The sequence below is a fragment of the Paenibacillus kribbensis genome (assembly GCF_002240415.1).
Taxonomy (GTDB): domain Bacteria; phylum Bacillota; class Bacilli; order Paenibacillales; family Paenibacillaceae; genus Paenibacillus; species Paenibacillus kribbensis.
Genome location: NZ_CP020028.1, coordinates 3278918 through 3291326 on the forward strand (window position 1 = coordinate 3278918; position 12409 = coordinate 3291326).

General features: G+C 47.4%; 9 protein-coding genes. 1 reads left to right on the forward strand and 8 read right to left on the reverse strand.

Annotated features, from left to right (window positions below; all coding sequences use genetic code 11):
- Positions 1-89: 89 nt before the first annotated feature.
- The 6 genes from B4V02_RS14490 to B4V02_RS14520 form a co-directional block, all read right to left on the reverse strand.
- A complete protein-coding gene (locus tag B4V02_RS14490) occupies positions 90-2765 on the reverse strand; it encodes a YhgE/Pip domain-containing protein (RefSeq protein ID WP_094155355.1) in 2676 nt (891 codons plus the stop codon).
- A 145-nt stretch (positions 2766-2910) separates the two neighbouring features.
- Positions 2911-3462, reverse strand: coding sequence for a DUF2062 domain-containing protein (locus tag B4V02_RS14495; RefSeq protein WP_007430191.1), 552 nt, complete (start codon positions 3460-3462; stop codon positions 2911-2913).
- A gap of 122 nt (positions 3463-3584) precedes the next feature.
- Positions 3585-6059, reverse strand: coding sequence for a glycogen/starch/alpha-glucan phosphorylase (locus tag B4V02_RS14500; protein ID WP_157739745.1), 2475 nt, complete (start codon positions 6057-6059; stop codon positions 3585-3587).
- Positions 6060-6105: 46 nt separating this feature from the next.
- Positions 6106-7209: a glucose-1-phosphate adenylyltransferase subunit GlgD gene (glgD, locus tag B4V02_RS14505; protein ID WP_094155356.1), complete on the reverse strand. Its 1104-nt coding sequence runs from the start codon at positions 7207-7209 to the stop codon at positions 6106-6108.
- Positions 7210-7232: 23 nt separating this feature from the next.
- Positions 7233-8378 (reverse strand): glucose-1-phosphate adenylyltransferase, encoded by a 1146-nt coding sequence (locus B4V02_RS14510; RefSeq protein ID WP_094155357.1) that lies wholly within the window; start codon positions 8376-8378, stop codon positions 7233-7235.
- A gap of 366 nt (positions 8379-8744) precedes the next feature.
- Positions 8745-9557: a DUF3891 family protein gene (locus tag B4V02_RS14520; RefSeq protein WP_094155359.1), complete on the reverse strand. Its 813-nt coding sequence runs from the start codon at positions 9555-9557 to the stop codon at positions 8745-8747.
- Positions 9558-9792: 235 nt separating this feature from the next.
- Between B4V02_RS14520 and B4V02_RS14525 the strand changes: the two genes are divergently transcribed.
- Positions 9793-10683 (forward strand): hypothetical protein, encoded by an 891-nt coding sequence (locus B4V02_RS14525; protein WP_094155360.1) that lies wholly within the window; start codon positions 9793-9795, stop codon positions 10681-10683.
- Between the two features lie 224 nt (positions 10684-10907).
- On the opposite strand, the gene B4V02_RS14530 is transcribed toward B4V02_RS14525, so the two are convergent.
- Entirely contained in the window at positions 10908-11765 is an 858-nt protein-coding gene (locus B4V02_RS14530; protein WP_094155361.1) for a DNA-binding protein, read from the reverse strand.
- Positions 11766-11946: 181 nt separating this feature from the next.
- Entirely contained in the window at positions 11947-12393 is a 447-nt protein-coding gene (locus B4V02_RS14535; RefSeq protein WP_094155362.1) for an acetyltransferase, read from the reverse strand.
- Between the last annotated feature and the right edge of the window lie 16 nt (positions 12394-12409).

The following is a 12409-nucleotide window of genomic DNA, read 5'->3' on the forward strand; positions in this document are numbered from 1 at the left end:
CCAAAGAATCCCGTGGCAACAGCGATCGTAAGATCAAATCTTTCGCGGAGCGCCTCTTCACCCACCGTAACTCACTCTTTTTTCAACAATCAAGGAATCAATTTCGTTTCTTTCGCGCGCTCGGCCATTTTTTTCGTATACTTGCTGAGCGGCTTCTTAAGCACCAATCCAAACAGGAAGCACACTCCGATAAATACAAACAGCATCACTACATCTCGTGTTACCGTTGAAGGCAGCATCCCTCCTACCGTTTCCCGTAGCAGACTAACCGCATAGGTAAATGGGACGAACGGATTCAGCGCCTGAAAGAAGGGTGTGCTCGTTGCAATCGGGAATGTTCCGCCTGAACTGGAAAATTGAAGCACCAGCAGGATAACCGCCAAACCCTTGCCGATATTGCCGAACACAGAAACCAATGTATAGGTCATGGCCGTAAACACCAGACTGATCAGCATAGACGACAATACAAATGCTACTTTGGCATCCACATACGCCCCGAGCAGGTACAAATCACCGAGGGACACGCTCAGCGCCTGAAATATACCAATCGTAGAGAACGTCATAAGTCGTCCGAAATACACCTGGTAGCTTTTATATTGGCCTTCCGGGTCCTCCACATCTACCCTGAACATCGAGACCAGCAGCATCGCACCCACCCAGATCGATAATGTCGTGTAAAAAGGGGACATCGCAGAGCCATAGTTCGGGATCGGGTATATTCGCTCCTGCTTCAGCAATACCGGACTGCCGAGAAAATCGCTTTCCTTCTTCACATCCCCCTTGAGCAACGCAATGGCTCGTCCCAGTGCATTTTCGCCTCTCAGTTTACGAATCGTGTCTGCCGCGTGACGTATGGAATCCTCGGCAGCTGGAAGATCTGTTCTCACAAAATTAGCGACTTGATGTACCGCTTTTTCTGCCTCGGGGAACTTGTTTTCAATCAGGTCAGCCATTTTGACAAACTGTTGTTCCGCCTTCGGCAAATCATTGCGTACAAATTCCGCTGCCTGATGGATTTTACCTTTAACCGCAGGCAAATCGTTATTTACAAAGTCTGCCGCTTTGTTGACAGCAGTTGTGAACTCGCCCATGCGTCCCTGAATCGTTATAGCCGCTTCATGCAGCTTCTGACGATATTGCGGCAAATCCTGCTGGAGACGAGCCAGCTCTTGCTGACCGAATTCTGCAGCAGCCTGTGCATCATTTAATATCTTTTCCATATTCGGCAGCTGCTCTTGAGCGGTATTCAGCACATTGGCGGAATTGCGCGCAACGGTTTTGATTTGATCCAGCGCCTTTTGAATGGCGGGCGCATACTCCGTATCATAATTGCTCAAAATGCTGTCAATTCCGCTGCTAACCTCTCCGGCCAGGCGGTCTGCGTCATCCAGCAAATTTTGTGCAGGCTTCTCGCCACGCTGTATGGCATCTCCAATGCTTGTCACGGTGCTGTTCAAGCGGCCAAGACGATCCTTCAGCCCGCCTACACGGGAAATGAGCGAATTCAGAGGCTGACTCGGCAAATATCCGTTCACACGGTTCAGCAGCTGGGAAATATGATCCAGCACCCCCACAGCAGTCGCCAGTCTTCCGCTAACCCGATTCACCGCAGCCTGTGCTGCTTTAGGATCAAAATCCACCCCACGAATGATGCCTGTAATCTCGGAAACTTCATTCGCAATTTGCTGAACCAGCTGCAAGTCCTCTTTGACCAGCGTTCCAATGGAGTCGAGTGCACCCTCGTTTTTGTTCAGAAAATCAAGTAAGCCACTTGTAAAATCCTTGCCTGTATCCGCGATCTTCTGCACTTCCGGCAGTGCTTTCTGTGCAGCATGAATGACCTTAAGAGCCGTTTGTGTGTCCTCCAAGGCAGTGGCCAACGCGCTTTCCACCTTGCCAAAGTTTTGATCCAGCTCGACAATCCGGTCTCCGGCCTTTTGAATGTCCGGCAGCCTTTTTTGGATATCCAGAATAACCGCTGCTACCTTATCCAGCTCAGGCAGGTTTTTGTCAATTTTAAGCACCAGCTCGCCAGCGCGGTTAATTTCAGGAATTTTCTCCTTCAGGGCAATGATCTTTTGCCCCTGCGCCTTGATTTTAGGCAAATTTTGCTCCAGTTCAATCGCCTGTTTACCTAACCTATCGATATCCGGCAGACGATTGTTCAGCTCCAGCACCCGGTTCTCAATGTTGCGAATGGTAGGCAACTCCTCTTCCAGCTTCACCCCGGCTTCCTTTAGCTTCGTCAACACAGCCTGACTGGCTGTTTCAATAAAGTTTTGGCTAATCTGGTTCGTCAGAGAGGTGGCCCCCGAGGAGGTAATTTTCGGAGCCACCGCATTGATTTTTTCGTTTACCGCGTAATCAATCTCCGGCTTTTGCGGATTTTCCGTAAGCACGCTCGTAATTTTCTTCGAAAAATCCTTGGGGATGAGCAGGCTGGCATAATAATCACCGTTCAGCACACCTCTTCGCGCCTCTGCTTCATTCACAAACGTCCAGCCCAGCTTCTTGTTATTGTGAAGGTTATGCAAAACCTCGTCCCCGATATTGATTTTTTTCCCGTTGACCTCAGCACCCTGGTCCTGGCTCGTTACTGCAATTTTAATACCCGATGTATTCGCGTACGGGTCCCACATCGCTTTCAAATTTACCCATGCATAGACGGAGGGCAAAAGAATAATGCCAATAACTAATAAAGTCCCGGTCGATACTTTGAATACATTTCTCCAGTCCGTCAAGTAGATGTGCCAAATCTTCCGCAACCTCACCACTCCTTGTATGTACATTAACCTATCGTCCAGTGTTGTATGCACACGTATTGTAAACGATTTGAATGGATGAAGCCAATTACAAAAGAAGCCCCTCAAGCCTAATTTTCAGGCTCAAGGAGCTTCTTAATCACCTACGTTATCCATTTTTTAGCAATCTAGCCGCCGAAAAGGCTGTACCATGACGCAATTTCCGTTTCTCCAGCCGTTTGTGCAGTGAACGGTTATACAAGACCTGAATGACAAAATACGAGATAATGCCTAGTACCACACCGAAAATCGACATTCCGATCAGAATGTGCAGCCCTCCGTGCAGCAAGTCTCTGAATACAGACCAGTTGCCATGAAACAGCTCCATAAAAGAATGCTCGTGAAGTCGACCGCCTCTGACGTGTACCGGATAATGAGATGGGTAAATCCAGGCCCCAAGCTGCTTGGCGAACGGCATCAGCACAATCGGTAAAAAGGTCAGCTTGCCTACTACATTGCCCACGATGGCCGCAGGCATCGAACCGCCGGACAGCCGAACAATGGGATAAAACACAAGGTAAATCAGAGATGCCGTGGAAATCACAATCATCTCCAGCCCGAAGCCAATGGCAAAGCCCAAGGAGATTTTTTTGACGCCACCAGGTGCACGCAACAGCTTGATAAAATTCAGACGAATCGCCCGCCATATATTTTGGAACATATTATATTTCTTCTTCGATTTATGAGGTTTGAGCCTGTTCGGATTGAGCTTGATCAATAGGAGGACTCCTTTAACAGTATGTTTATACTGTCATTATAACCCTCAGCGGTCGAAAAGCAATGCTATTCCGCCTGTTTCGCTTTTTTAGGACAAGATTCGCCTGTTGGCATCGTTTCGAGAGGTGCAATATCCCAAATTTCCGCTGCGTACTGCTGAATTGTGCAATCACTGGAAAATTTGCCGGAGTGGGCCATATTCACAATAGCACGCCGCGTCCACTCGGACGAATTCCGGTACACTTGCTCCACATGAACCTGGGTATCCACATAGGCTGCGAAGTCCTTGAGCACAAAGTATTCATCATTATGATCAATCAGGGATTGATAAATGGCCTCAAATTCTCGTTCATGCCGTGTAAAAGGAGCATCGTTTACCAGTTGATCCAGCACTTCGCGCAGTCTTTCGTCACTGTTGGCTGTTTTACGCGCTGAATACTGGCCGTCCTGAACATACGCCTCAATCTGATCCACCTTTAAGCCAAAAATGAACATGTTGGCATCGCCTACCATCTCATGCATTTCAACATTGGCTCCATCCAATGTGCCCAGGGTGAGTGCACCGTTGATCATAAATTTCATATTTCCTGTGCCTGAAGCTTCCTTGCCTGCCGTAGAGATCTGCTCACTGACATCCGCTGCAGGAATAATCAGCTCCGCCAGCGAAACTGAATAGTTTTCGAGAAAAACCACTTTCAGCTTGTCCCTGACATCCACATCCCGATTGATCGTATCCGCCACATTGTTAATCAATTTAATTGTCTGCTTGGCAAGAAAATAGCCCGGAGCTGCTTTAGCCCCGAAAATAAACGTGCGTGGCACCATATCCAGCGAAGAATTATTTTTGAGCTGGTTATACAGATGCATCACATGCAAAATGTTAAGCAACTGTCGCTTGTAGCTATGCAGCCGTTTGACTTGTACATCAAAAATCGAGGACGTATCCAGTCGAACGCCGTGTTTCTCAAACACATGCTCGGCAAGCCTGATTTTATTATTTCGCTTAATCTTCTGAATCCGCTCTTGGAACGACTCGTTCCCACTGTAACGAAGCAGGTCGATGAGCTCACGTGGACGTGTTCGCCAACGTGTACCGATCGTCTCATCATACAAGCTTGCCAGCTCAGGGTTCGCGTGCATCAGCCAGCGACGATGAGCAATTCCGTTCGTTTTATTGTTAAAACGACCAGGGTATAGCTCGTGAAACGACTTCATTTCACGTTCCTTCAAAATTTGTGTGTGCAACGCCGCTACCCCGTTGACGCTGTAGCTGCCGACGATAGCCAAATGGGCCATGCGGATTTGTTCACCGTGAATAATCGCCAGCTGACCAATTTTGATGTCCTGACCTGGATAACGCTCCAGCAGCATAGCGCAATAACGCTTGTTAATCTCTTCAATGATTAAACAAATTCGAGGAAGCAGCTCCCGCACCATATTGACAGGCCATTGCTCCAAGGCCTCGCTCAATATCGTATGATTGGTATACGAAACCGTCCGTGTCGTAATATCCCATGCTTCGTCCCAGCCCAAGCCCTTTACGTCCATTAGAATTCGCATCAGTTCGGGAATGACCAGCGTTGGATGTGTATCGTTAATGTGCAGCGCAATTTTGTCAGGCAACTGGCTGTACGGTAAACGAAGCTTCTCGAACGTACGCAAAATACTTTGCAAGCCGGCCGAGCACAGAAAGTACTGCTGCTTCAAGCGAAGCAGCTTACCCTCATAATTGGAATCATCCGGGTAGAGGAAGGCCGAGATGGACTCCACCGAGCGGTTATAGTCGAGAAAGCGGTAGTAGCCACCCTCGCCCCGAATCGGCCCTCGAACGGGGTCGAGCGCTGATTCCGCGCTCCAAATCCGCAGCGTGTTCACCTGCGCGTGTCCATAGCCCACCAGCGGAATATCATACGGAACGGCCCAGACCGTTTCGGCATCTTGAGTCTCGAATAGGAGACAGCCATCCTGTTCACGAGTCTCCACCCGTCCCCAAAAGTGAACCTCGACCTTCTTGTCAGGACGGCGCTCCTCCCAGACATTGCCCTTTTGCAGCCAGTAATCCGGCAGCTCCACCTGATTTCCGTCTACAATACGCTGCTCAAACAGACCGTACTTATATCGGATGCCGCAGCCATGTCCTGCATAGCCGAGGGATGCCAGCGAATCCATGAAGCAAGCGGCCAGACGACCGAGACCGCCATTTCCCAGCCCGGCGTCTGCCTCCTGCTCTTCGATTTCTTCCAGGTCCCAGCCCAGTTCTCCCAGCGCTTGCCGAACCATGTCCAATACACCCAAATTCAGCAAATTACTGCCCAGCAGACGGCCTATCAAAAACTCCAGTGAAAAGTAATAGACCTGCTTCTCTTGTCCTTCTTTATAGGCTTGATTCGTTTCCGCCCATTTCTTGCCGACCTGTTCGCGGATCATACCGCCCAAAACCTTGTATACGTCTTCCGCCTGAGCTTCCTGCATCGGTTTGCCCAGCCTTCCGACCAGTTGCTCTCGAAAAGCCTGCTTAAAAGCTTCTTTATTGCTGAACAAAGGTGTACCCTCCTGTATTTCGGTTTTAAATGCACAATATATCCCTTTAAATGACGCTGTTCTTGGCAATGACATAGGGAGCCCTAATGTCTCCAATCAAAGTCCGTTCCGGTGAAAGCTCCACATCCTTATCCAAAATCACATTCTGGACAATGGCGCCTTTACGAATCGTGCATTTTTGCATAATGATCGAGTTGCTTACCCACGCGCCCGCCTCTATCCGTACCCCGCGAAAAAGAATGCTATTCTCAACCTTGCCCCCAATCATGCAGCCATTGGCGACAAGCGAATGCTCCACCTCGGCGCTGTGAGTGAAGCGGGTCGGGGCTTCGTACTTGATTTTCGTATGCACCGGCTGATCCTGGAACAGCGCTTGATATTGCTGCTGATCCAGCAGCCTCATGCTATTTTTATAGTAACTCTCGATGGAATTAATGACCGCATGATACCCTTCATAAGGATATGCGAAAATACGTAGTCCGCTTGGATTTTTCTGAATCGCATCCCGGAAGAAATGGTTATCCTGATGGGCAATGCAATGCTTCACCTGATCCAGATACAAGCTTTTGTCTATTACGAACATTTCCAGATAAATATTATGATGATCCTGCTCCTGATGAATACCGGTCACTCGCCCGTCCTCGGCAATCTCCAGCCGTACACAAGGCGCATGCTCAGCTTCTAGCTGCTCTATCACTTTGTAGACGAGAGTAACGTCTGCATTCTTTTCGCGATGATAACGGTATACATCCTCAATATCTACCTTGTTCACATGCTGCGTTCCTGCGTGTACAATAACTTGCCCTGCTGACCGATGAAAAAAATCCAGGTTGTTGTGCACATGCTGCAAATCCCCGCGTGAACCATCCGTCGGATCATTCCAGTCTGGCGGCAAAATAAACAGCCCGCCTCGTCTGCGGTCCAAATCCCAGGGCCGTCCTTCACCCAGATGATCCAGCAGCGAACGGTATTTGCGACGAACGAACAGTGCAATATCATACACCCCTGCATGCATCATGTTGGATAAGGTAAAATCAATGAGCCGATATCGACTGGCAAAGGGAACTGCGGCCCCGCACCGGAAATAGGTCAGCTCCTTCAACTGATCCAGTTCGTGATCCAGGTTGATAACTCCAATGAGTCGGCTCATAGCGGACACCGTCCTTATCCGGTTTATATTCGTGCATGAAGCTCGCATTCCTGATCGAACAAAATAATCTCATTCGGGCTATTCTCAGATCCGATGACCATATTGTCATCAATAATCATGTTTTCGTTCACGATAGCTCGATGAATACGAACATTGCGTCCAATTTTTACATTCGGCATGATGACGGATTCGGTAATAATGCTGCCTCCGCCCACTTCGACTCCATAAAATAGCACGGAATGCCTTACTTCTCCGTCCACCATGCAGCCCTCATTGACGATGCTGTTTTTCAGGATTGCTCGTTGGGTGATGTACTGAGCCGGTTGATTGGGACTGCGGGTATAGATACGCCAGAAAGGGTCATTCAAATCCAATGGCGGGTCCTGAGCCAGTAAATCCATGTTAGCCTCCCACAAGCTTTGAATCGTGCCCACATCCTTCCAGTACCCGGCAAACGGATAAGCATACAGCGACCGTCCATGCTGGAGCAGCATCGGAATGATGTCCTTGCCAAAATCATGCGAGGACTCAGAGTCGCTTGCGCTCTCCAGCAGATAGCGACGCAGTACCTCCCATTTGAATAAATAAATGCCCATCGAGGCCAGTGTACTTTTCGGCTGTTCCGGCTTCTCCTCAAAGTCGTATATTTTCAGGTCATCATCCGTGTTCAGGATCCCGAACCGTTTGGCTTCCTGAATCGTGACGTTGATGACAGAAATCGTGCAGTCTGCTCCCTTTTTCTTGTGATAGTCGAGCATGCGACTGTAGTCCATTTTATAGATGTGATCGCCTGACAAGATCAGTACATGCTCCGGGTCATATTGATCCAAAAAATGCAGGTTACGGTAAATCGCATCCGCTGTACCTCTATACCAGTTATTCCCGTTTTCTTTTTCATGCGGAGGCAACACAAAAACTCCACCATCCAGGCGATCCAAATCCCAGTCGCTGCCTACGCCGATGTAGGAATGGAGCACCAACGGTTCGTACTGGGTCAATACGCCAACCGTGTCGATACCGGAGTGGGCGCAATTACTAAGGGGGAAATCAATGATGCGGTAGGTTCCTCCAAAAAATACAGCCGGTTTGGCAAGTGTCCGGGTCAGTCCTTTGAGTCTTTTGCCCTGTCCGCCGGCAAGCAGCATGGCCACCACTTCCTTCTTTCTCATCACAAAGACCTCCCTGTCATGTGCATCTGAAGCAATTGCGGCAGGATATTGGGATCATATCCATTAAACGTGAATAGACACTCGTAATCATTTCATTGTCGATGGAACGGGTAAGATTTCATGGAAAGGGTAAAACCATAGTTATGCGGAACGAGCGCAGGGAAGCACTAAATTGTAAAATCTCGTTCAGCATTTCACATTAAAGAGGTGCTATTCATAAAAAATAAAAAATGGGTGGTAGCCGCATTGGGAATGGGTGTTACGTATCTGATGAGAAATAAAGGGGCATGCGATAAAAAAACGAGCCTCTCTGAGTGGATTTATTCAGGGAGGCTTTGCTCTGTCCAAGGCCGTATCGGTAGACGGTCAGGCATTCTCCTTGCGTTTTTCTACTTCCATGATATGTTCGACGGTAAAGGTTCGATGCTTCCATTCGGAGGAACGATAGGCTTGCAGAAGCCCTGAGGTATGAATTTGCTCTTTGGCCACCTCCTTAAAGGTATGTGTAATCCCCACCTTGCTTTTAAAAGGAAAAAAGGACAGCCCCACCGTCTGATCCGATAACCATTCGGCCCGAACCCGTCCGCCTTCATGGCGAACAGCCGGGAAGCTTAAACCATCAGCAAACCATTCATAATCTGCCGCAGGCGTCCCTGGCTCCCGGCTGCACAAAAACAGACTCAATTCGTCGCAGAACAACATTCTGCGCACATCCGTACGCACCTGATGGTCGAAGGTGACGCCACCCGCCAGCTCCTGTTTGAGCCTGTGTCGCCGCTGTTCCTCCGCCTCCAGATAAGCTCGCGTAAGCTGCTTGTCCTGAGCATTTTCATGCTCGCTCCGTCCGACCAGCTCCTTGTACATCAAGCTGCACAGCAGCGCGGCATACGAATTCACTTGCTCCACTTCATCAATCCCAAGACGATAAAAGACAAACCGAGGGCTGAGCGGAAAATCAATAAACGTATAAGGTGCAGATACATGATCATTCCAGAAAGGAGCAGCATCCAACTTAATCCAACCCCGGTCATGCTCCTTGGCTGCATATACAAAATCCTGCTTATGCCGCCTATTCTTGAAGGCACTCTCTTCCCATTGTGCAGCCAGTTCACCTGAAATGTGGGCATGGTCATGCTGCGTTGTCATTACATAAGCTTGGTCCGTTTCATAAATAACCATATACTCTCCCCTTCCGTTTGGCGATTCATCTGATATGTGTACAAACTTTCTGATCGAAGGACATGGTTATACTTACATTTATTATATCAGGATAAGGGTAAAAAGGCAGTGAAGTTTTAAAGGCTCACAAATACAATATCTTCTAAAGAATTTACGAAAAAGACTATCAGATGGTACGATAAGACTATTGATATTCCAATCATTACCTATGTACCTAGATCAGGAGGATTGCAAGATGGAAGAATTAGTTCGTTCGATTCAAAAACAGGTTCGAATCAAAAGAGTTGCTTGCTGGGCGGGGATCATCATGTTCGGGCTTTGCACGTTAGTTGGCTTTGCAACACAAGAATGGTTTATGACGCTCCTTTCGCTTGGGCTGACCGTTCTGGCGGTCTATGGATTAACCCAGATGAGTGGTATGACGAAGTATGCCTCGGAGTATCAACCGGGAAAAGGGTTCCGTTACTATCGCCGTACGGTTCAACAAAAACTGCGTTATCTTACTTGGGGGCAATGTTTTTTGGCCGTATTTATCATCCTGCTTTTCTTCTTGCAGAACGGCGGGCTCATCCCTTTTCTAATGGCCGTTTTTGGTATACTAACCATTCAGTTCAGCATTAAGAAACGGATTAAAAATCATCAGGAACCCGATGCTGCTGTGTTGGATGATTTTGTACGCATGGGGATTGTTGCTGGGCATGAACAGATTATTGGAGTGTACAAAGATTTTGTTCATCTAACGCATACGTTTCGGGGAAACCAGATTATTATCGTTACAGACAAACGCCTGATTTCTGTATTTGTGGAAGAACACGGGCGTGCGTTAAAAACCGAGATGCTGCTTGCGGGTATACACAAAGTACGGGCCATCGGCACGGGCTTTCAGGGCCAAGGTTTATTGCTGTCCGTAAGCAACCGCGACCATAACGAGCTCCATATTCATATGGTCGGGAAAAGTATATTCTTTTCTCCAGAGCAATTCACCGGTTCCTTATTGCGGGCACTGGATGCAGCACTAAAAAGCGGGACATACCCTTCAACAGAAGCATTCCCAGCTTACCAACAAACACGGATTTCATTGCACCCCTCAGAACAAGGTCTACTCCGTAACCCCGCAACAATGTAATACAAAATACTTTTCATAAAAACGCCAAATAGCAAGCAAGCCCGGATTATAATGAGCTTCACCTGCTATTTGGTGTACTTAATAAATTTTTTCACATCAAACGTCTCACATCAAATTCATACCTCTAAACAGCTTCGTTTTTGCCTTGTTTCTGTCCTAATTAATGATTGGCTCCATGGTAGAATACCGAGATAAGGTCATGACTTGTAACAAACACCAGCAAGCTAAACAGACTGAGCGACAGAGACCGTGAAATCAATTTTTTCATCCTTTAACACTCCTTTTAAAATAGTTATATATTGGTCTTGCTGTGTTGCTGTAGCTTGGGTTCGGAAAATCTCGAATATAGCGGTACATTTTCTAAACTCATGCTCATGTTCCATACCCAGGGTATCTGACAGCATGAGGGATTGCAGAATATAATCCAATGCAGCTGTAACTTGTTGCTGCTTGATATAGTAGAGAGCCAATTGATAGCAGAAGCGGAAATAGTAAGATACATTCACAGGCTCTTCTAAATACTTGAAATCATCAATTTGCTCGGCAAATGATTGAAGTATAGTCTCTAAAGGGTAATCATGCCTGTATGCCCCTTCTACGATGGAAAGAAGCCCCGGTAACAGCTCTTCCGGATTGTCCCGAAGGAATTGGACGTATTCCTGCAGCACTTCAGCATGGCCGGACAAAATATCAAGGGCGTACAGGTTGGCTTTGGCAGCATGACGATAATATTCGACCTCTGCTTCCCCCTGCTGATCAAGGCCATTAAACCAGCCCAATTCCGCGTATTTTTCGATACAATCCCGAGCGGCTTCATATTTGCCCTGTTTTTGGAAGGCCATGCCTTTCATAAGATGACTGTAGCCGTAGTAATACACTAGCGGCCGTTTGTTATGTATGAGTTGTACAGGCTTCTTGCGCGCTTTATAAAGCTGCAGCTCCTGATACTTTTGGCTGGCATGGTTATACAGATGATCACATAAAGCAATCATGTCGGCTCCGTCTGCAAATGAAAATGACAGCTTAATCATGTTAACAAGTGTGTCCAGATCTGTGATATGGGAGTGAACGAGATCATCCACCCTCCCCACCTCCTTGTCCGACTTTTAGTACTCATCAAACAAAAGCATGATCTACGTTCCAGCTAAAATATAACTTAATTACGTATTTATTGCGTAATTAAGTTATATCATAAAATCAAGTGTGTGGCAACAAAATTATGATAATATATTCCAGTTATGAACGGAGGTGAATGTCCTTCGTTTACTGGTTCCACTCCATATGAAGCAAAGGAAATGCCCGACCTGATCCATCCAGCTCAGATCGCCCTGTTTGGACAAAGCCAAAATGCTTGTAGAAAGCATGTGCTTTCTCATTTTGCTCATTCACGTCCACTTTGAGGTGTGTACCTTTTATTTTCCCGGCATGTTGAATGAGCCGACTGCCTATGCCCTGCCCATGCAACTCAGGATCGACAAATAGCATCTCTATTTTGGGCCCGTCCAGCCCGATAAACCCTGTTGGACCTTGACTTTCATTCCATGCCATCCAAATTTCGACTTCTCTAAGGGCGCCATTGCGCACGATATGATGATAAAATTGGATATCCTCTTCCTCTAAAAAAGTGTGTGTCCGGCGTACAGCCCGGTGCCAAATATCTACGAGCTGATCATGATTTTCTTCCCGATAAGCAATAATTGCATTTTGCACTGTATTTCCTCCTATT